Raw genomic sequence first — 20465 nt, 5'->3', positions numbered from 1 at the left:
ATGCGCGCTACGTCGAGAAAGATTCGACGTTCTGTCAAGGCTTTATCAAGAGTGGATATTTTCATTACCGGACGGGTGCCAGGGCAATACGATGCGTACGGCGAGGCCGCCCGTTTCGGATAATGACGCGCTAATCTCACCCCCATGCGCCTGGCAAATTGCCCGGGCGATGGACAATCCGAGGCCGCTGCCGCCAGAATGCCGCGCGCGGGACTGCTCCTCGCGGCTAAAGCGTTTAAACATTTCCGGTAAAAACTGGGGCGAAACGCCCGGCCCGTCATCGGTGAATTCGAGGATGTAACGCCCGCTGGCGTAACGCAGCGTCACCTCAAGATGTCCGCCCTCGCGCCCGTAGCGTAGTGCATTTTCCATGAGGATGGTAACAACCTGCCCCATGCGGAACGCATCGCCTCTGAACGGGCACGTACGCGGGTTACGCAGCGTAATCGTAAAATGATGCGCTTCGGCCTGCGGCATGATCCAGGCCGCCCGCTCCTGAATAAGCTCATCCAGAGAAAAGGCCTGCTCTTCCAGCACCAGATTTCCCGCGTCCGCTAACGAGAGAAGGTGAAGCTCATCGGTCAGGCGATTAAGATGCTGAAGCTGTTTCATCACCATGCCCAGCTGTGCCGGGCTGGCATCAAACACGCCGTCCAACATGCCCTGCAGACGCCCGATGGCGGCCGTCAGGGGCGAGCGCAGCTCGTGCGCCATCGCGACGTGCGAGGCGCGGAGCTCTTTTTCATAGCGGGCGAGTTGCCCCGTCATGGAGTTAAAGTCGTTTGCAAAGCTGACCATTTCCGCTGGCGCATCCTTGACGAGTTCAGCCTGACGGCCAAACTGCCCTTCGGCGACATCCTTTGCCGCATCGCGAAGGCGGCTGAACTGCAGCGCCAGCGGCCGGGCGTGTTTGAGCCCCATCACCACGATAAAAGGGATCATCACCAGCACCAGCAGGGCCACCGTAACCCAGTCCGCAGAGGCGATGGATGGCGTGGAATAACTCAGCCCCCACCAGGTATCCACAATCGAGTGGAAGCGGGCCGGATCGGCCTGTGGGTTCTGGCTGAGCGTCAGAAATTCCTGCCGGACCGCCGGTGGCATCCTGCCCATGATCCAGTAGTTCTGGACCGCATAGCGCAGCCACATGCAGGTGGCAATGACGATCACGCTGCCGATAGCCAGCGCCAGGATGCGCGCGCAAATCCAGCGCCACAGAGAGGAGTGCCGGTTTTTTATCATGGCTGTCTGAACCTGTAACCCACGCCGCGAACGTTGATCAGCACGCCGGAGATGCCCGCCGCTTCGAGTTTTTTACGCAGGTTATAAATATGGGTGTCCACCACGCGCTCCAGCGCCTCGCTTTCCGGCAGACAGTGTTCCAGCAGGTACTGACGGGAAAAGGGGCGTGCGGGAGAGCGCAGCAGCGTTGCCAGAAGCGAGAATTCCGTTGGCGTAAGATCGAGCATCACGGGCGCGTCGTCGCCGTTATCCACGCTCGCCACAATGGCGGCGACATCCACCGCCAGCGTTTGCCAGCGAAGGATCTCGTCGTCTGTCTCTTTTTTACTGCTGCGCCGCAGCACCGCCTGTACGCGAGCCACCACTTCGCCCGGATGATAAGGCTTCACAACGTAATCATCGGCACCGTAACGCAGGGCGCCAATGCGATCGGGAGTATCCCCCATGGCCGTAACCATAATCACCGGCACATCGCTTTTACGACGCAGGCCAGCCAGCACTTCGGTGCCGTTAAGCCCCGGCAGCATCACGTCCAGCAGAATGAGGTCTGGCTTCCACCGCTGTGCCATATCCAGCCCGGAATGACCGTCCCCGGTAATGGTCACGTCGTAATTTTCCCGCCGTAAATAGGCTTCGAGCACGCCAGCCGCATCGGCGTCATCTTCAATAATCAGCACTCTTCTGGACAACATCCGTTCACCTTGACCATTTCTTAACACTATCCCGACGATTCATTGATTCAGCCAAATCATACTGCGCCAACATTGTGTGGCCGCCCTGTATCAGGAGACGCCAGCGTCCGTATGGAGAGCAGTATGATAGCGATAAATAAAGTCCTGTATATGTCCGTCCCGCTTCTGATGGCCGTGGCTTCCGGCGCGCAGGCGGATGATGGCACCGCTTCCGATTCCCTAACCGTCGGGCTGGGAGGGCAATACGCCCCGCGTTACTCAGGCTCAGACAAGCAGGTGTGGCAGGTGGTTCCTGTGCTGCAGGGACGCAAAGGCGCTTTCTTCGTTGATGCGCAAAAAGGGGTGGGGTATGACCTGCAAAATGACAGCGGCTGGTATTTCGAACACACGCTGGGCTACGACTTCGGAAGGGCTGATAAAAATTCTGGCTGGCGTGAGGGCGCAAACAATCTGAAAGGGATGGGGGACATTGATGCCACCCTGAATACCGGCCTTGCCGTGGGCTGGCAGGCCGCGCCATGGCTGAGTATGGAAGGCAAAGCGACGCTGCCGTTAACCGACAGCCAGGGGGCAAGCTATCAGGCCTCCGTTACGCTGATCCCGGTACAAAATAACCAGGACACGATCGCCTTGCAGTCTGCGGCCCTGTTTGGCGACAGCCGTTACCTGAATACCTGGTATGGGGTCAGCGAGCAGCAGAGCCGCCGCACCGGCTATCGCCGCTATGCTGCGCCGGGTGGATTTTACGGCGTCGACACCAGCCTGACCTGGAGCCATCAGTTCGATGCCCACTGGGGGACGGTCCTGAGCGCGGACTATACCTGGCTTGGCGACCATGCAAATGACAGCCCGATAGTGCTGCGGCGTAATGAGGGGTCTGCAACCGCCGCTATCACCTGGACATTCTAAATTCGTGGATCACGATGTGAGCGAGGGGGCGAGAGGATTACTTCTTCTTATCCATCATCGCCTTTAAATCGGCAAACGGGTTAAACGTGGCGACGCCCACGTCTTTTTGCGCGTCTTCCCCGGCGACCACGGTGGTGCCGTACCGATCCGCTTCGGTGTATTTCGAATGCTCGTGATCGTGGCAAAACAGGCACAACAGCTCCCAGTTGCTGCCATCTTCCGGGTTGTTGGTATGGTCGTGATCGATATGGTGAACCGTGAGTTCGCGAAGATTGGAATAGACAAACTCGCGCGAGCAGCGTCCACACACCCATGGATAGATTTTTAATGCTTTTTCGCGATAGCCGCTTTCCAGCCGCGCGTAGTTTTTGGGGATCAAAGCCATTGCCGGTTTTACCTGCCATGAAAAGAGTGGGGAAGATTATATCCCATTATGGGGCGGAATGAAGAACCACGCTATTCTGTCAATTTATTTGATGCTTTCCGTTAAATAAACGGCATTTATTCTTATCGGGTAATGCGTAAAGTGGACAGAACGCAACGTATTATCAGGAAAAATGGTTATGAAAAAGATCGGATTTTTATCCTTTGGTCACTGGACGCCTTCGCCGCAGTCGAGCACGCGCTCGGCGGCAGACACGCTGCTGCAGTCTATTGATTTAGCCGTGGCGGCTGAGGAACTGGGGGCAGACGGCGCCTATTTCCGCGTGCACCACTTCGCCCGACAGCTTAGCTCGCCGTTCCCTCTGCTGGCCGCTATTGGTGCAAAAACGAAAACCATCGAAATCGGCACCGGCGTGATCGACATGCGTTACGAAAACCCGATGTACATGGCCGAGGATGCGGGCGCGGCGGATTTGATTTCCGGCGGTCGCCTGCAGCTCGGCATCAGCCGCGGCTCCCCGGAGCAGGTTATTGATGGCTGGCGTCATTTCGGCTATGTCCCGCAGGAAGGGGAAAACGAGTCGGACATGGCGCGCCGTCATACCGAGGTGCTGCTTGAGGTGCTGCGTGGGGAAGGGTTTGCCAAACCGAACCCGCAGCCAATGTTCCCGAATCCGCCGGGGCTGCTGCGCCTGGAGCCGTATTCTGAAGGGCTGCGCGAGCGTATCTGGTGGGGCGCCGGTTCCAATGCGACGGCCGTATGGGCCGCAAAGCTTGGAATGAACCTGCAAAGCTCAACGCTGAAGGACGATGAAACCGGTGAGCCGTTCCATATTCAGCAGGCAAAACAGATCCGCGCGTACCGTCAGGCCTGGAAAGACGCAGGGCATACGCGCGAGCCGCGGGTGTCGGTCAGCCGCAGTATTTTTGCGCTGATGGACGACCGTGACCGGATGTATTTCGGTGCCAGCCGCAACGACAGCGATAGCGTGGGTTACCTCGATGAGAAAACGCGCGCCATCTTCGGGCGCAGCTATGCCGCGGAGCCGGACAAGCTGGTTGAACAGCTGAAAAAGGACGAGGCAATTGCCGAAGCCGATACGCTCTTACTGACCGTACCGAACCAGCTGGGTGTGGATTATAATGCGCACGTGATTGAGTCTATTCTCAAGCATGTCGCACCGGCAATGGGCTGGCGCGAGTAGTTCCGCTATCAGCCTTGAGATCGTAATGGAAAATCTGGCCCTCTGGTATCGCCGTTTTGGCGAGCCAGAAACCGTTCTGCAACCTGAAATCACGCCCCCGGGCGCGCTTGCGCCGGGACAGCTCCGCGTGCGGATGCTATTTTCTCCGGTGAACGCGTCCGATCTTATCCCCATCACCGGTGCCTATCGCCACCGAACCCCGTTACCGGCGGTCGCGGGGTATGAGGGTGTTGGGGTTGTCATCGAGGCGCCCGCCTCGTTTAAGCATCTTGTGGGTCAGCGAGTCCTGCCGCTGCGCGGTCAGGGAACCTGGCAGCGCTATGTTGATTGCCCGGCAGAGTATGCGATACCCGTTCCGGACACCGTCGCCGCACATCTGGCCGCACGGGCCTATATCAACCCGCTGGCGGCGCAGATGATGCTGACCCGCTACCCGCCTCGTGGAAAGCGGGTCTTGCTCACGGCTGCCGGATCGGATTGCGCCATTCTGCTGGGGCAGTGGGCGCGTCAGGCGGGGGCGGAAGCGGTGTATGGCATTCACCGTTCTGCCGTGCATGCTGAACGGCTGGAAGCGATGGGCATCACGCCTGTCGCGCAGCATGACGCAAACAGAATCGGCATCGTCGCCGCCCGTAGCGATATCGTCTACGATGCCACCGGCGGACCGCTTGCGGAAGCGATCCTCAGCGTGATGCCCGAGCAGGGCATGTTTGTCTGCTACGGGCTGCTCTCCGGGCAAGCCTTCACACAGCGGCGGCCTGCGCCGCGCGTGGCGTGGTTCCATATCCGAAACGGTCTGGATGCGCTCGGCGTTGAGGCGTGGCGCGCGGAGTTCGAGCGCATCTGGCTGAGGTTGCCTGGCAGTGAGTACAGCGACGTTACGGTGTACCCGCTGGCGGAGTGGCAGAGGGCGCTCAGCGCTTATCGTGAAGGTGGAAGGACCCGCAAGCCCCTCCTGTCGATGGAGGACTGAGCGCTATTTATGGCTCATATCGCTCAGCAGCACGGCGATACTTTGCCCGCCTGCCGTCTGTTCCAGACCAATCTTGACGATAATGGTTAGCGGGACGGAGAGCAGCATCCCAACGGGCCCGAGCAGCCAGCCCCAGAATATCAGGGACAAAAAGACCACCAGCGTGGAGAGCCCCAGGCCGCGACCCATCATGCGTGGCTCAAGAATGTTACCGAACACAAGATTGATGACCAGGTATCCGGCAAGCAGGATCAGCGCGTCATAAAGCCCGCTGAAAACCAGCACCTGGAGGATAGGGGGGATCGCCGCCAGCACGGAGCCAATGTTGGGAATGTAGTTGAGCGCAAACGCCAGCAACCCCCAGACAAATGCAAAGCGAACGTCCAGCGCCAGAAGCATCAACCAGACGACAACGCCCGTCACCAGGCTAATGGCGGTTTTCAGCACCAGATAGCGGGAAACGCTGTCCAGCGCGCGTTGAATCGCCCCCATTCCTTCGACCGGACGGACCATCATCTGCTGCAGCTTTGCTGGCAGCTGCGGCACCTCCAGCAGCATGAAAACCACCGTTAAAAACAGCAGGAAAATGGAGGTCATGGCATTGGAAAGCTGCGCCAGCAGGCTGGTGACGATCGTCATCGCCGCGTTGGGGTCGATATATTTCAGCAGTTCTTCCACCGAGACTTCGATACCCGCCCGCTGCAGCCAGGGTTCTAGCTGCAGCAGGGGGATAGCCAGCGAAGAGCGGTATTTTGGCAGCGTTCGCGCCAGTTCATTGAGCGAGGTACCCAGATAAGCCACCAGCAGTACCATCGCCACAATAATGATGCTGATAAGCAGCGTGATGGCCAGCACGCGCGGAATGCGTAGCCGCGTCATGCGCTGCACCAGCGGGTTGAGGATCACCGCAATAAACAGGGCCAGAATAAAGGGCACAATAATGTCGGCGGCGAAGCGCACGCCTGTCAATATGATCACCAGCATGCCCAGCATGATGACAATTTTTAACCCGTTCAGGGTAATGATGGGTTTAGCCATGGTGACTCCGAAATTTTCTTTATATTTATAATAAAGGTGAAAGGCTTTGCAATAAACTAACCAAAATCAAACGGAGTGGGTAAAGAATTGCAAAGACTTTGAGTAAAATCCTGGCTTATGGTACAAATTCGGTGTGTTTAACTACCGAGGACAATTTTCATCCGCAAAGACGAGAAGCAACAACGCGGATAATTGTAATTTTATGGACAATATGTTCAGGACGTACTCTTCAAACAATACTGCTGTATACTCCACTTCTTTCTGCCTGCTTTCTGGTGAGCAACACTGGCGCACCGCACTATAGTCATTTCTTCTGCCTGAGCTGGCGCTAAGCGCTTAGCTGTCTGATTTCAATTCGTATTTTTGGGTTTGCTGCACGCAGCGGGCCACGATGGATTATATTCTCAAGCAGGAGAAAAACATGTTTTACTGGATTTTATTAGCGCTGGCTATTATCGCTGAAATTACCGGCACGCTGTCTATGAAGTGGGCAAGCGTCAGCGATGGCAACACCGGTTTTATTTTGATGCTGGTGATGATTTCACTGTCTTATATTTTCCTCTCGTTTGCAGTGAAAAAAATTGCGCTGGGCGTCGCGTATGCCCTGTGGGAGGGGATCGGTATTTTGTTGATTACGCTGTTCAGCGTGCTGATATTTGACGAAACATTAACAACAATGAAGGTCGCCGGTTTAACGACGCTGGTCGCGGGTATTGTGCTGATTAAGTCCGGTACCCGTAAACCTGGCAAACAGCAGAAGGAGCAGAACCATGCAACAGTTTGAGTGGGTTCATGCGGCCTGGCTGGGGTTCGCCATCGTGCTTGAGATCCTGGCGAACGTTCTGCTGAAATTCTCCGATGGTTTTCGTCGTAAATTCTACGGCCTGATGTCAATTGCGGCGGTTCTGGGGGCGTTCAGCGCGCTGTCCCAGGCGGTAAAAGGTATCGATCTTTCGGTCGCCTATGCGTTGTGGGGCGGTTTTGGTATCGCCGCCACGCTGGCTGCAGGCTGGGTGCTCTTCGGCCAGCGCTTAAATAACAAGGGCTGGATGGGGCTCATCCTGCTTCTTGCCGGCATGATCATGATAAAACTCGCCTGACGGTCATAAAGCCATCCTTTACAGGCAGCGAAATTCGCTGCCTGTATTACGCTTAGAAAAGCAAAACATGAAGAGGATGGCTGATGTATCGCACATTAAGCTGGCGCAATATTCCCAATGCGAGAACGTTGTTTGCCATGGTCTTTATGGCGGGCATCGGCTTAATCATTTCCGTCGTCGCACTCCTCTATCTTTCCCTGAATCTTATCAGCACCAAAACCAATGAAATTGATGAACACCGCACGGCGCTTTCCGTGCAGGGGGCTATTCAGACATCGGTTAACCGCGTCTCATCTCTGGTGCTTGACAACGCCGTCTGGGACGATGCTGTGCGGGAAGCCTACCGTCCCACGCTTAATACCGACTGGCTCTACGACACCTGGGGCACCGGCTTTAAAATTAATAACCTCTATGACGGCACCTTCGTGCTGGATGAACATTTCAACGTCCTCTGGGGATCGTTTAAAAGTCAGCCTTTTCAGGAGACGAATCTCGATTTTTTCGGTAAGGGGCTGAAAGCCCTTATTGCTCAGCACGCGCGCGTCTTATCAGGCGATAAAAATATCTATGCCGGGATCAGCAAAACGCGAAGCGGCGTTGCCTTTGTGGGCATTGGGCTGATTCGCCCAATGGTCGGAAGATTACAGGTTACCGACGGAACGCGCCGCTATCTGGTGATTACCCGTCATCTGAACGCCAGAATCTTATCCGACCTGGGGGCGACCTTTCAGATCGATAACCTTCACTTTACGCCCGATAAAGTTAACGAGATGAGTATGCCGCTGCGCAGTTCGGCTGGGGAGCTGCTGGGCTATCTGAACTGGCAGGCGCGGCTTCCGGGGGCGCAGGCCGCCCGGGCGGCATCCTCTGATATCACGCAGATTGTTGTGCTGGCATCGGCCCTGATCCTGCTCTTTATTCTGGTGAGCAGCGTGGGGCTGTACAAGCTTGCGCGAGGAGAAAGCCAGGCACGTCTGGTGGCCAGAACGGACTGGTTAAGCCATCTGCCGAACCGGCGAGCGCTTATCGAGGCGCTGGATCGGGTGAGCTTACGCGGAGATATCGACGTCAAAAGCGTGGTGTTTATCGATCTGGATGGTTTTAAAGATGTGAATGATATCTACGGCCACAGCGTGGGGGACGATCTCATCGTGGCGATTGCGAAAACGCTGAGTGAACGGGTGCCGCCGGGCGGGATGCTGGCCCGCATGGGCGGGGATGAGTTTGCCATGACAATCGGCGGTGATGATGCAGAGGCCCGAGCCACCGCCTTTGCCGTTTCGGTGCTGGATTTCCTCGCCACCCCGGTTCAGCTGGGGGAACGCACGATCCATATCGGGGCCAGCATCGGTATCGCCAGCGGAACTCTGATTGAATGCACCAGCTCAGAACTGTTTCGCCGCGCCGATATTGCCATGTATCACGCCAAAATGAGTGGGAAAGGGCGGATTACCCACTACGATGCGGAGCTGAACAGCGTCCGGGAACGCAAGCTGGCGATTGAAAATCAGATCCGTAGCGGTCTGGAGCGCGATGAGTTTGAGGTCTGGTATCAGCCGATCGTTGACGCCCGCACTCAGACAATGAGCAGCGTCGAAGCGTTGGTCCGCTGGCCGCGTCGCCCGGAAGGGCCGCTGGGCCCGGATACCTTCATCGCCATCGCGGAGACCAGCGGTCTGATTTACAAACTGGGCCAGTTTGTGTTGCAGCGCGCCTGTCAGGATCTCCAGCCATACGGTGACTTAAAGCTTTCCGTTAATATCTCTCCCGCGCAATTTCGCGATCCCGCCTTCGAAGACAAAGTGGCCAGCGTGCTGGAGAGTACCCGTTTCCCGGCCCACCGGCTGCAGCTTGAGGTAACGGAGAGCTATGTGCTGGAAAATCCGGATCGTGCCCGCATGGCAATAGCCAATCTTAAAGCGCTGGGTACCGCGGTGGCGCTGGATGACTTTGGCACCGGCTATTCCAGCATTGGCTATTTGCGGCGTTTTAACTTCGACACCATCAAGATCGATAAATCCCTGGCCGGGCTGGTGGACAACGATGAACAGGCAGCCGCGCTGGTGAGCGGCACGGTGCGGATCGCCAACGCGCTGGGGATGGCGGTGGTCGCCGAAGGGGTGGAAACCGAGAAGCAAATGAAACTGCTGCGGCTGGCTGGCTGCGATCAACTGCAGGGTTTTTGGTTCAGCCAGCCGATGCCGATTGAGTCAATCAGGGCACTGCATCAGGTCAGACGATGCTGATTTATTGCTGTGCCAGCGCTTCCAGCTTGTCGCGAAAACCGGTCACGGACAAGGCCCGGTTATCTGCGCGCCAGCGATCTTTCGCCGCCGGTGCAGAGCTCTGCACGCCAATCAACTGCCAGCCGTTATCTGTTTTCAGCATTAGCGGTGAGCCACTGTCACCCGGCAACGTATCGCACTGGTGCGAAAGTACGCTGTTTTGCGCCCAGCCCGTCACAATACAGTCGGTGTGGGTGTAAAGCGTATCCAGATGGTCGACAGGATAGCCGGACTGCGTCACCTTTCGGTCAGCGGCTTTCAGGGCGGCGGTGAGTGCGTCTTTGTCGCCGTCAAATAACGGCAGCGGCGTAATGCCGGAAGGGGGGTAGCGCAAAACGATCAGGCCAAAGTCCCATGAGGCGGCCGCCGGTGGCACGATCCAGCCGTCACCATCCGGCTTCAGGCGTTTGCCGAGAGACGGATCGACACGGCCTTCAATACCGTGGATTTCATAGCGCCAGGTCCCTTTTTGCGACACAAACCGCAAGGCCACCGCTTTATCCGGCTTGCCGTTTGGCGGCGTTAACAGACAGTGGCCTGCCGTCAGGGCAAGCTGAGGGGTGATCAACGTCGCAGTACATAAGTTACCGCTGGCGGTTTCCAGTTGACCTATAGCATCCCAGGGCGCCTGGGTGGGATCGGTGACGCGCGTGCGGTCGTCATGATTGAAAAAAAGCGTCTTGAGCTCTTTCGCGCTAATGGTGTCATCACCGCCATCATCCGCATGTGAGAATCCAGAAAAAAGACCAAACGTTCCCAGTAACAACACAACAGATTTACGCATATCTCACTCTGGTGGGGGGTAATTATGATTATTAAAAGTGAACCCTATGAAAATACTATAGACGGGACAGCGCTAAAGTGGGAGTAAAATCAGCGTGCTACAATCAGGAAAGATAAAAATGGCTGGCAATGAGCGCGCATAAAATAAGCAGGATCAGAATCAGCTCAAACCGATAGCGTCGCAGCATACGCCCTCCGGATAAAAAAAACGGCGCGGAACCTGTCCGGTTCAGCGCCGGTTTACCAACGTGCCCCGAAGTGCACGGTTAAGCTTGTACTCTTACGCAGCTGGCTGTGCAGCTGGTTTAGCAGCTTCGTGTTTTACTGCTTTTTTGTGATGCTTTTTAGCAGCCTGAGCTTTCTGTTCTACAGCCGGTTTGGTCGCTTTTTTGTGATGCTTTTTAGCAGCCTGAGCTTTCTGTTCTACAGCCGGTTTGGTCGCTTTTTTGTGGTGCTTTTTAGCAGCCTGAGCTTTCTGCTCTACAGCCGGTTTAGCGGCTTTATGATGTTTCTTGTGATGGACAGTTTTTGCTGGCGCCGCGGTGGTCGTTGCAGCAGGTGCCGCAGCAGCCGGTGCAGCAGTGGTTTCAGCAGCGAACGCAGCAGAAGACAGACCCATAGCAGCGGCAACAACCAGAGCTAATACTTTTTTCATGTTCATACCCTCGAATTTGGTTTTTCATTTAACCCCACTGCGGGGCCGTTGAAATAACTATATCCCTGTAAATTCGGGGTTTCCGTGAGTGATTGGTATCGGCGTGTAACCATATGTACATTGCCGGGGTCCTGCACAGACGGCTCCCTCTCCCATGAGGGGGTACGGGCTGGGGTGAGGGGGAACATACGGCTCTTTTACCTGAGGTCCCTCACCCCCGGCCAAACAGATTACAAATAACGGGAGGTCAGATGCTCGCGGAAGTAACGGATATTCAGATCTTCACCCGTCGCCTGGGTGATTAACTGCGACGTGCTGAAGCGACTGCCGTGCTGCCAGATGTTCTGGCGCAGCCACTCAAAGAGTGCGGAAAAATCGCCCTCAGCGATGGAGGCCTGCAGACCCGGAAGCGCCGTTTTCGCGGCGTGGAACAGCTGTGCGGCATACATGGCCCCCAGCGTATATGACGGGAAGTAGCCAAAACCGCCGTCGGTCCAGTGGATATCCTGCATGCAGCCGTTGCGGTAGTTGTCTTTGGTGGACAACCCGAGCCAGGCCTGCATTTTCTCGTCCCACAGGGCGGGAATATCGTCTACCCCAATCTCGCCGTTGATCAGCGCCCGCTCAATCTCATAGCGCAGCACCACGTGCGCCGGGTAGCTCACTTCGTCCGCATCGACGCGGATATAGCCCGGCTTCACGCGCTGGTTCCAGGCAATAAAGTTCTCTTCGCTGAACGCCGCCTGGCTGCCAAAACGAGCGTGCACCGCAGGGAGAAGATGTTTGAGGAAGGCTTCACTCCGTCCCAGCTGCATCTCAAAGAACAGGCTCTGCGATTCATGGATCGCGGTTGAGCGGGCCAGCGCAATCGGCTGTCCTGCCCACGCGCGCGGCAGGTTTTGTTCGTAGCGCGCGTGTCCGGTTTCGTGGATTACGCCAAACAGCGCGCTGAGCAGTTCATCCTCGTCGTAGCGCGTGGTGATGCGCACGTCTTCCGGTACGCCGCCGCAGAACGGGTGCGCACTCACGTCGAGGCGACCGCCGTTAAAATCGAAGCCGAGCATCTTCATGGCTTCCAGGCCCAGTTCACGCTGTGTTGCCGTCGGGAAGGGACCCTGCGGGGGAATAAATGACCGCTGAGCCTGTTTTTCCACCACGCTTGCCAGCAGGTCCGGCAACCAGGACTTCATGTCGGCGAACAGAACGTCCAGACGCGCGCTGGTCATGTCGGGTTCAAAAATGTCCAGCAGCGCGTCGTACGGCGTACAGCCTTTGGCTTCAGCCCGCAGGCGAGCCTCTTCGCGGCTGAGTTTAACCACCTCTTTCAGGTTGGCGGAAAAGCCCTGCCAGTCGTTGGCGGGGCGCTGAGTACGCCAGGCGTGTTCACACCTGCTGCCCGCCAGGGATTTGGCTTCCACCAGCGATTCCGGCAGCAGGGTCGCCTGCTGGTAGTGGCGCGTCATTTCGCGCAGGTTGGCCTGTTCGACGTCATTCAGATCTTCTCCTGCCGCCGCCGCTAACAGGTCGCCGACTTTTTTATCGGTCAGGAGCTGGTGCTGCAGGACGCTCATCTCTGCCAGCGCCTCGCCGCGCGCGGCGCTGCCGCCGGGCGGCATCATGGTGAACATGTCCCAGCTGGCGATGGAGGAGAGGTGCGAGAAGCGGGAGAGACGCTGGAAGGTTTTCACAAGTGACTGATAGGCTGATGTTTTTTGCAATTCTTATTTCCTCATGCCGGGGATGTGTTTCAGGGAGCATACAATGAAACCGAGCAAATTCCCCAACATTTCCCACACGGAGGAAATCTGTGCCGATCTCCTCCGTAGAAAACCGTCCCGGGCATTCCGGGAGACGGTTTTCGGTGGGCACTCAGGACTTATCGCGCATAACCTGTTGCAGGATTGCCAGCGCCTGGTTGAACTGAGCATCCGGAATGGTCAGCGGATAAAGGAAGCGGATCACGTTGCCGTACTGGCCGCAGATCAACAGCAGCAGGCCCTGGGCGAGCGCCTTTTGCTGGATCGCCTGCGCGATGGCGGCCGACGGTTCACGGCTCTCGGGATCAAAAAACTCCGCCGCGATCATCGATCCTCTTCCCCTTATCGCCACGAGCGCAGGGAAGGTGCCCTGAATCTCCTCCAGCGTGGCTTTCAGCCGATCGCCAAGCTGACGGGCGCGCGCGCACAGTGACTCGTTGTCGATAATCTTCAGCACCGCGTGCGCGGCGGCCACCGCAAGCGGGTTGCCGGCATAGGTTCCCCCCAGGCCGCCGGGAGCCGGCGCGTCCATGATTTCGGCGCGGCCCACCACGCCGGACAGCGGCATTCCGCCTGCCAGGCTTTTAGCCATCGTCATCAGGTCGGGTTTGTCCGCGTAGTGTTCCATGGCAAACAGCTTACCCGTTCGGGCGAAGCCGCTCTGCACTTCGTCGGCAATCATCACGATCCCGTGCTCATCACAGATGCGGCGGATGGCGGACACCAGCTCTGGTGGGGCGACGTTGAATCCGCCTTCACCCTGGATGGGTTCAAAAATAATCGCCGCTACTTGTTTCGCCTCAATATCCGCTTTGAACAGGCGCTCTATCGCCGTGATGGCATCCTGCGTCGTGATGCCGTGCAGCTCGGAGGGATACGGCACGTGATAAACCGACCCCGGGAAGGGGCCAAATCCCAGCTTGTAAGGCGCGACCTTGCCGGTTAACGCCATGGTCATATAGGTGCGGCCGTGAAAGCCTCCCCCGAAGGCAATCACGCCCGGTCTGCCGGTGTGGGCCCGGGCGATTTTAATGGCATTTTCTACCGCTTCCGCGCCCGTTGTGAAGAACGCCGTTTTGGCCGGGCTCTGCACCGGGGCCAGCTCGTTAAGCTTTTCGGCTAATGAAACGTAGCTTTCATACGGCACAATCTGGTAGGCCGTGTGGGTGAACTGGTGAAGCTGTTTTTCCACTGCGGCCACCAGTTCAGGATGGCGATGGCCGGTGTTCAGTACCGCGATCCCGGCGGCGAAATCAATATAGTCGTTGCCTTCCACGTCGGTAAGCGTGGCATTCTCCGCCGTGCGGGCAAAGAAATCACACATTACGCCTACGCCGCGCGGGGTGGCAGAAAGTCTGCGCTGATGAAATTCCTGGTTACTCATGTCAGATACCCTTTTGTCGAAACGATCATACGCCAAGACGATCGCGCAGGCTGTAGTACGCCGCGCCCATCGCCGTAAATGGAATCCGCAGGCTGCGGCCGCCCGGGAAGGGGTAGTGCGGGAGGTTAGCAAACGCATCAAAGCGCTCGGCGTCGCCGCGCAACAGTTCCGAGATCAGCCGTCCGGCCAGGTGGGTGCAGGTCACGCCGTGGCCGCTGTAGCCCTGCATGTAATAGATGTTTTTATCCAGACGACCAAACTGCGGCATACGGGACAGGGTCAGCAGGAAGTTGCCCGTCCAGCGGTAGTCGATTTTGACGCCTGCCAGCTGAGGGAAGGTTTTCAGCAGCTTTGGCATCACCAGGCGCTCGACATCGTCCGGATCGCGCGCGCCATACACTACGCCACCGCCGTACAGCAGGCGGTTGTCGGCGGTGAGACGGTAGTAATCCAGCAGGTAGTTACAATCTTCCACGCAGTAGTTATTGGGGATCAGCGTGCGGGCGACCTCTTCCGCCAGCGGGGCGGTGGTTACAACCTGGGTGCCGCAGGGCATGCTGCGTTTTGCCAGTTCCGGTTCGATCTTATCGCCGAGATAGGCATTCCCGGCGACGATCACGTAGCGGGCCGTCACCTGGCCATGCTGCGTGCTCACCACGGCCGGGCTGGTGTGCTGAATGGCGGTCACCGGGGACTGCTCATATACCCGCCCGCCGTTCAGGCGAATGGCGTCCGCTTCACCGATCGCCAGGTTCAGCGGATGAATATGCCCACCGCTGCGGTCCAGCAGCGCGCCGGTATAGCGTTCGCTGTCGACTTCCCGGCGAATGGCGCTGGCGTCCAGCAACTCCAGCTGCGTGTTGCCGTAGCGTTCCCAGTTGGCTTTTTGCTCCTCCAGCGTCTCCAGCTGCTTATGGTTAAGCGCCACAAACAGCCCGCCGGGACGATAGTCGCACTGGATCTGATAGCGCTGGATGCGTTCCCGGATGATTTCCCCGCCTTCAAACATCATGCTCCCGAGCATTCTGGCGGCATCGGGCCCGTAGTTTTTCTCGATCACGTCGATATCGCGGCTGTAGGAGTTAACCAGCTGGCCGCCGTTGCGTCCGCTGGCGCCGAAGCCGATGCGCGCCCCTTCAAGGAGCACCACGTCATAGCCCATTTCGGCGAGATGCAGCGCGGAGGAGAGGCCGGTATAGCCGCCGCCCACCACGCACACGTCACAGCTGATCGACTCGTTAAGCGTCGGGAAGGGTTCGTAAGCGTTCGCGCTGGCCGCGTAGTAGCTGGTGGTATGTTCGGTCATGATTGAGGCTCCAGGGCAATCCAGATGGTTTTCAGTTCGGTAAATTTTTCCAGCGCGTGCAGGGACTTATCGCGACCGTTGCCGCTCTGCTTATAGCCGCCAAAGGGAACGGTCATATCACCGTCGTTATAGTTATTGACGAAGACCGAGCCGGCCTTCAGGCGGCGGCTCATGCGGTGCGCGCGGGAAAGATCGCGGGTCCATACCGCCGCGCCAAGCCCGTATTCACTGTCGTTGGCCAGCGTTAAGGCTTCCTCTTCGGATTTAAAACGGGTGACGACCAGCACCGGTCCGAAAATTTCTTCCCGGCACAGCGGGGAGGCGGGGTCGATGTCGACAAAAATGGTTGGACCGACTGCGCAAGGCCATGATTGTTCCCGCCCGTCCAGCAGCAGCGTGCCTTTCCGGGTTCCCTCGCGAATGAACGTGTGGACGGTATCGGCGTGCGCAGCGTCGATGAGCATGCCCATCGTGCTGTCGGGGTCGAGCGGATCGCCCGGCTGCCAGTGACGAGCCTGCGCTTTTAGCCTGGCCAGGAACTCATCGGCGATGCTGTCTTCGAGCAGCAGACGGGTACCGGCGATACAGACTTGACCCTGGTTATAAAAAATCCCGGCGGCGGTCGCGCTCACGGCCTTGTCCAGGTCCGGACAGTCGGCAAAGATAATGTTGGCGCTCTTGCCGCCAGCCTCCAGCCAGACGCGCTTCATGTTACTTTCGCCTGCGTCCTTCAACAGCTGCTTGCCGGTACGGGTAGAGCCGGTAAACGTCAGCACTTCAACCTCCGGATGCAATGCCAGCGCCTGGCCCGCTTCGTGGCCGTAACCGCTTATCACGTTCAGCACGCCGTCCGGCAGGCCCGCCTCTTTCGCCAGCCCGGCCAGCCGCAGGGCGGTGAGGGGGGATTTCTCCGACGGTTTTAATACCACGCTATTGCCCGCGATCAGCGCCGGGCCCAGCTTCCAGCAGGCCAGCAGCAGAGGGAAGTTCCAGGGGACGATGGCCGCGACAACCCCGATGGGCTCGCGCACGATCATCGCCAGCTCGCCCGGACCCGTAGGCGCCACTTCGCCGTAGACTTTATCCGCCGCTTCGGCGTACCAGCGAATGGCGCGCGCCGCGCCGGGAATATCGTCGCGCAGGCTGTGGCGGATGGGTTTACCGGTGTCCAGCGTTTCCAGTAAGGCCAGCTCTTCGCTATGGCGTTCCATTAAATCGGCGAGCTTATTTAGCACGGCCTTGCGCTGCGCCGGGGACGCCTGCGACCAGTCACCGCGCTCAAATACCTCGCGCGCGGCCTGAACCGCACGGTCCACGTCCGCCTGCTTGCCCCGGGCGACGTTCGCCAGCGTCTTTTGGATCGCGGGATTGACGGTTTCAAACGTGGCATTATCGGCGGCGTCACAATAGGCACCGTTAATAAATAACCGGGTCTCAATGGCGCTGTTTTTTGCTTTATCCTGCCAGTAAGTCAGGTGCTGAAAATGCATATTCACTCCTTTCTTTCGCAATCAGATAAATAAAGGCATGGCCGTTTCAGGCAATACGAAGCCGTGGGGCATCCCGGGAATTAACCCGTTAAATGCCGAGATCGTTTTTATGTGTTCCGGCGTAAGCGCGCTTACGCCGGGACTGAGTGGTAATTAGAACGTGGTAGGGGTGTGGGCACTGATAATGCGGCAGATGCCTGCCGAGGTGTTGCTGAAGCTGTGCGGTATGCCGGTATTGATGGCATAGCTTTGCCCCGCAACCAGGTGATATTGCTGGCCATTAATGGTCAGCAATATTTCACCTTCCAGTATCGTACCGATCTCCTCACCCTGGTGTTTGATCCTCTCTCCGGTCGTGGTTCCAGGCTGGTAAGTTTCAAAAATCATCGCCAGCGTACGGTTCGGATTTCCGTTATGAACCAGCTTCATCGAAACCCCCTGACTGCCTATTTCGATAAGGTCTTCCTGATTAATAACCACCTGCGGTTCATCAGGTTTTTCCGGTTCCGAAAAGAATTCCGAGAGCGACAGCCCATAAACTTTCAGTAGCTTTTGCAGCGTACTGATAGCAGGACTGACTTTGTCCTGCTCAATGGTGCTGATGGCACTGTGTGTTAACCCAGACAGTTCGGCGGCACGCCGCTGCGAGAGACCCAGCTGCTGGCGGATCTCAGACAGACGTTTCCCTGGCGCCAGTCCGTCATCGCTCATAGTTGCATTTCCTTTACGGTAGTGGTCAAAGCCGCTGCTTCTCGGCAATGTGGCTTTGACAGGCGGTGATAAAACCTTCAAACAACATACGGGACAGGGCGTACTCGCTGCTGTTCCATTCGGGGTGCCATTGCACGCCGAGGGCAAAAGGGTGGTCATGAACGCTGACCGCCTCGACCAGCCCATCCGTCGAGCGGGCCTCCACGCGAAGCCGTGGTCCTAACGTCCGTGCACCTTGCCCGTGTAACGAGTTTACCCAAAATGTGTTACAGCCTGGTATTAATTGAGACAGCAGTCCTCCCTCCTGAACCTGAACTTCATGAGACGGAGCGTATTGTAGCTCAACCGGCAGTTCAGGATCTTCCCGGTGCTCGAGCAGGTCGTTCTGCTCGAACAGGCGGCGATACAGCGTCCCCCCCGTCGCAACAACCAGCTCCTGCAGCCCCCGGCAGATGGCGAAAATGGGGATGCGCCTTTCGAGCGCGGCGGCAATCAGCGCCATACTCAGAAGATCTCGCCCGGGATCGGCGTTAGGCTCATCGCCGTTTTCACCATAAAGGTGCTGCTGCACGTTACTTGGGCTGCCCGGCAGGTAAATCCCGTCCAGGGTTGGGAGCAGAGCGGTAAGCAGCTCTGGCTCTGCCAGCGCATGCGGTAAGGCAATCGGTAAACCCCCCGCGTTAATAATGGCATTCAGGTACTTTTCTTGCAGGGTCTGGGTCTCATGACCCTTAAGCCTGTTTCTACACATCACCACGCCAATAACTGGCTTGTTCATTATATTTTCCATGATCGCCCTCACAAAGTGGACTAAATTTAGGCCATTATCGCCTGAAAAACGGCCTTTTCGTTCAATATTTTCTCAATCTAGCAACGGGATCTGCCTTTTGCAAACTTAATTTAACATTTGACAAACAATTTATTTGCATACAGATTCGATAGAGTGGACATTATATTTGACAGTCCAGAGCAGCGAACGCAAATCCCAAAAACGGTGGTAAATCATGGAAACCAATATCGTAGAAGTTGAGAACTTTGTGCAGCACACGGATGAGAGGCGGGGCAGCGCCTTTACGCAGGAAGTGAAGCGCTATTTAGAAAAGTATCCTGACACCCAGTTTATTGATGTCCTCCTGACCGACCTGAACGGCTGTTTTCGCGGCAAGCGCATCCCGGTTGCCGGACTGAGCAAACTTGAAAAAGGCTGCTATTTCCCGGCATCGGTTTTCGCCATGGACATTTTGGGTAACGTCGTGGAAGAGGCGGGCCTGGGACAGGAGCTCGGCGAGCCGGACTGTATCTGCGTGCCGGTACCGGGCACCCTGACGCCGTCCGCCGCCGACCCGGAATACATTGGTCAGGTGCAGCTCACCATGGTCGATGAAGATGGCGCTCCCTTTGACGTTGAGCCGCGGAACGTACTCAACCGACTCTGGCAGCAGCTGCGCCAGCGCGGCCTGTTCCCCGTGGTAGCGGTAGAGCTGGAGTTCTATTTACTTGACCGTAAACGCGATGCCGACGGCTATCTGCAGCCACCCTGCGCGCCGGGCACCGACGTGCGCAACACGCAGAGTCAGGTCTACTCGGTTGATAATCTGAACCACTTTGCTGACGTGCTGAACGACATTGACGAACTGGCGCAGCTGCAGCTGATCCCCGCCGACGGAGCAGTGGCTGAGGCCTCCCCGGGCCAGTTTGAGATAAATCTGCACCATACGGAAAACGTGCTCGATGCCTGCGATGATGCGCTGGCGCTAAAACGTCTCGTCAGGCAGATGGCAGAAAAACATAAGATGCACGCCACGTTTATGGCAAAGCCGTATGAAGAACATGCGGGCAGCGGGATGCACATCCATATCAGCATGCAAAACAACCGAGGCGAAAACGTGCTCGCAGACGCCAGCGGCGAGGATTCCGCGCTGCTGAAACGCGCGCTGGCCGGGATGATCGACCTGATGCCTGCGTCCATGGCGCTGCTGGCACCGAACGTCAACTCCTACCGCCGTTTCCAGCCGGGAATGTACGTGCCGACGCAGGCGTCATGGGGACACAATAATCGCACCGTTGCCCTGCGTATCCCCTGCGGCGATCGCCATAACCATCGGGTCGAGTACCGGGTAGCGGGCGCTGACGCGAATCCGTATCTGGTGATGGCGGCGATTTTTGCCGGCATTTTACATGGCCTGGATAACGATTTACCGCTGCAGGAAGAAGTGGAAGGCAATGGTCTGGAGCAGGACGGACTGCCGTTCCCGATCCGTCAGAGCGATGCGCTGTGGGAATTTATGCAAAACGATAACCTCCGCGAGCGGCTGGGCGAACGCTTCTGCCACGTCTATCACGCCTGCAAAAACGATGAATTACTGCAGTTTGAACGCCTGATTACCGAAACGGAAATTGAGTGGATGCTGAAAAACGCCTGATGACGTGCCCCGGTAAGGGGCCGCTTTGTTTCATCCCATACGTATCACCAAACGGCCTGCGCGGAGCCTGGCCTAACTGTTTGCTGGCACGCCAGCTATCTCCCGGGAGTCGCGTTATGGAGCGCAGG

19 protein-coding genes are annotated in these 20465 nt (G+C 57.4%); 7 read left to right on the top strand and 12 right to left on the bottom strand.

Annotated features, from left to right (window positions below; all coding sequences use genetic code 11):
* Nucleotides 1–45: 45 nt before the first annotated feature.
* Together UR504_RS02015 and UR504_RS02010 are read right to left on the bottom strand one after the other, a co-directional pair.
* The gene (locus UR504_RS02015; RefSeq protein WP_320739269.1) at nucleotides 46–1242 is read right to left on the bottom strand and encodes a sensor histidine kinase; all 1197 of its coding nucleotides are present in this window, start codon (nucleotides 1240–1242) and stop codon (nucleotides 46–48) included.
* A complete protein-coding gene (locus UR504_RS02010) occupies nucleotides 1239–1934 on the bottom strand; it encodes a response regulator (protein ID WP_127730582.1) in 696 nt (231 codons plus the stop codon). Before UR504_RS02010 ends, UR504_RS02015 begins: the two co-directional genes overlap by 4 nt.
* A 123-nt stretch (nucleotides 1935–2057) precedes the next feature.
* Between UR504_RS02010 and UR504_RS02005 the strand changes: the two genes are divergently transcribed.
* Nucleotides 2058–2843 carry a MipA/OmpV family protein gene (locus UR504_RS02005; protein ID WP_274242997.1) on the top strand — a complete coding sequence of 262 codons (786 nt, stop codon included), beginning with the start codon at nucleotides 2058–2060 and terminating at the stop codon, nucleotides 2841–2843.
* 37 nt (nucleotides 2844–2880) lie between these two features.
* Here UR504_RS02005 and yajD read toward each other — a convergent pair whose 3' ends face one another.
* Complete coding sequence (gene yajD / locus UR504_RS02000; protein ID WP_023617218.1) at nucleotides 2881–3228, bottom strand: HNH nuclease YajD; 348 nt, start codon at nucleotides 3226–3228, stop codon at nucleotides 2881–2883.
* Nucleotides 3229–3406: 178 nt separating this feature from the next.
* Here yajD and UR504_RS01995 point away from each other — a divergent pair, with 178 nt between their 5' ends.
* Both UR504_RS01995 and UR504_RS01990 read left to right on the top strand, forming a co-directional pair.
* Nucleotides 3407–4432 carry an LLM class flavin-dependent oxidoreductase gene (locus UR504_RS01995; protein WP_274242998.1) on the top strand — a complete coding sequence of 342 codons (1026 nt, stop codon included), beginning with the start codon at nucleotides 3407–3409 and terminating at the stop codon, nucleotides 4430–4432.
* A gap of 25 nt (nucleotides 4433–4457) precedes the next feature.
* Nucleotides 4458–5405 carry a zinc-dependent alcohol dehydrogenase family protein gene (locus UR504_RS01990; RefSeq protein WP_320739268.1) on the top strand — a complete coding sequence of 316 codons (948 nt, stop codon included), beginning with the start codon at nucleotides 4458–4460 and terminating at the stop codon, nucleotides 5403–5405.
* A gap of 3 nt (nucleotides 5406–5408) precedes the next feature.
* Here the strand turns inward: UR504_RS01990 and UR504_RS01985 are convergent, their stop codons facing one another.
* The gene (locus UR504_RS01985; protein WP_111965717.1) at nucleotides 5409–6443 is read right to left on the bottom strand and encodes an AI-2E family transporter; all 1035 of its coding nucleotides are present in this window, start codon (nucleotides 6441–6443) and stop codon (nucleotides 5409–5411) included.
* Nucleotides 6444–6864: 421 nt separating this feature from the next.
* Between UR504_RS01985 and mdtJ the strand changes: the two genes are divergently transcribed.
* From mdtJ to UR504_RS01970, 3 genes are all read left to right on the top strand, one after another.
* The gene (gene mdtJ / locus UR504_RS01980) at nucleotides 6865–7227 is read left to right on the top strand and encodes a multidrug/spermidine efflux SMR transporter subunit MdtJ (protein WP_029739354.1); all 363 of its coding nucleotides are present in this window, start codon (nucleotides 6865–6867) and stop codon (nucleotides 7225–7227) included.
* Nucleotides 7214–7543, top strand: a complete 330-nt coding sequence (gene mdtI / locus UR504_RS01975; protein ID WP_045910373.1) for a multidrug/spermidine efflux SMR transporter subunit MdtI — start codon at nucleotides 7214–7216, stop codon at nucleotides 7541–7543. The genes mdtJ and mdtI overlap by 14 nt, the downstream gene beginning before the upstream one ends.
* 83 nt (nucleotides 7544–7626) lie before the next feature.
* Nucleotides 7627–9789, top strand: coding sequence for a bifunctional diguanylate cyclase/phosphodiesterase (locus UR504_RS01970; RefSeq protein ID WP_302234837.1), 2163 nt, complete (start codon nucleotides 7627–7629; stop codon nucleotides 9787–9789).
* A 1-nt stretch (nucleotide 9790) separates the two neighbouring features.
* On the opposite strand, the gene UR504_RS01965 is transcribed toward UR504_RS01970, so the two are convergent.
* From UR504_RS01965 to puuD, 8 genes are all read right to left on the bottom strand, one after another.
* The gene (locus UR504_RS01965) at nucleotides 9791–10612 is read right to left on the bottom strand and encodes a trypsin-like serine peptidase (RefSeq protein ID WP_127730589.1); all 822 of its coding nucleotides are present in this window, start codon (nucleotides 10610–10612) and stop codon (nucleotides 9791–9793) included.
* 279 nt (nucleotides 10613–10891) lie between these two features.
* Nucleotides 10892–11266, bottom strand: a complete 375-nt coding sequence (gene asr / locus UR504_RS01960) for an acid resistance repetitive basic protein Asr (protein WP_032668244.1) — start codon at nucleotides 11264–11266, stop codon at nucleotides 10892–10894.
* A gap of 230 nt (nucleotides 11267–11496) precedes the next feature.
* Nucleotides 11497–12984 carry a carboxypeptidase M32 gene (locus tag UR504_RS01955; RefSeq protein ID WP_302234841.1) on the bottom strand — a complete coding sequence of 496 codons (1488 nt, stop codon included), beginning with the start codon at nucleotides 12982–12984 and terminating at the stop codon, nucleotides 11497–11499.
* A gap of 151 nt (nucleotides 12985–13135) precedes the next feature.
* A complete protein-coding gene (gene puuE, locus UR504_RS01950; protein WP_320739266.1) occupies nucleotides 13136–14407 on the bottom strand; it encodes a 4-aminobutyrate transaminase in 1272 nt (423 codons plus the stop codon).
* 25 nt (nucleotides 14408–14432) lie between these two features.
* The gene (locus UR504_RS01945; RefSeq protein WP_274243007.1) at nucleotides 14433–15713 is read right to left on the bottom strand and encodes an NAD(P)/FAD-dependent oxidoreductase; all 1281 of its coding nucleotides are present in this window, start codon (nucleotides 15711–15713) and stop codon (nucleotides 14433–14435) included.
* Complete coding sequence (gene puuC / locus UR504_RS01940) at nucleotides 15710–17203, bottom strand: aldehyde dehydrogenase PuuC (RefSeq protein ID WP_320739265.1); 1494 nt, start codon at nucleotides 17201–17203, stop codon at nucleotides 15710–15712. The genes UR504_RS01945 and puuC overlap by 4 nt, the downstream gene beginning before the upstream one ends.
* A 153-nt stretch (nucleotides 17204–17356) precedes the next feature.
* Nucleotides 17357–17914 carry an HTH-type transcriptional regulator PuuR gene (gene puuR / locus UR504_RS01935; RefSeq protein ID WP_008502454.1) on the bottom strand — a complete coding sequence of 186 codons (558 nt, stop codon included), beginning with the start codon at nucleotides 17912–17914 and terminating at the stop codon, nucleotides 17357–17359.
* A gap of 25 nt (nucleotides 17915–17939) precedes the next feature.
* Complete coding sequence (puuD, locus tag UR504_RS01930) at nucleotides 17940–18704, bottom strand: gamma-glutamyl-gamma-aminobutyrate hydrolase (RefSeq protein WP_320739263.1); 765 nt, start codon at nucleotides 18702–18704, stop codon at nucleotides 17940–17942.
* 214 nt (nucleotides 18705–18918) lie between these two features.
* Here puuD and UR504_RS01925 point away from each other — a divergent pair, with 214 nt between their 5' ends.
* Nucleotides 18919–20337, top strand: a complete 1419-nt coding sequence (locus UR504_RS01925) for a glutamine synthetase family protein (protein ID WP_048956333.1) — start codon at nucleotides 18919–18921, stop codon at nucleotides 20335–20337.
* Nucleotides 20338–20465 lie beyond the last annotated feature (128 nt).

This window comes from Enterobacter sp. 241F3, assembly GCF_034106785.1.
Classification (GTDB): Bacteria; Pseudomonadota; Gammaproteobacteria; order Enterobacterales; family Enterobacteriaceae; genus Enterobacter; species Enterobacter vonholyi.
Note: the sequence above shows the minus strand (reverse complement) of the source record. Positions and strands in the feature narration are given on the sequence as shown.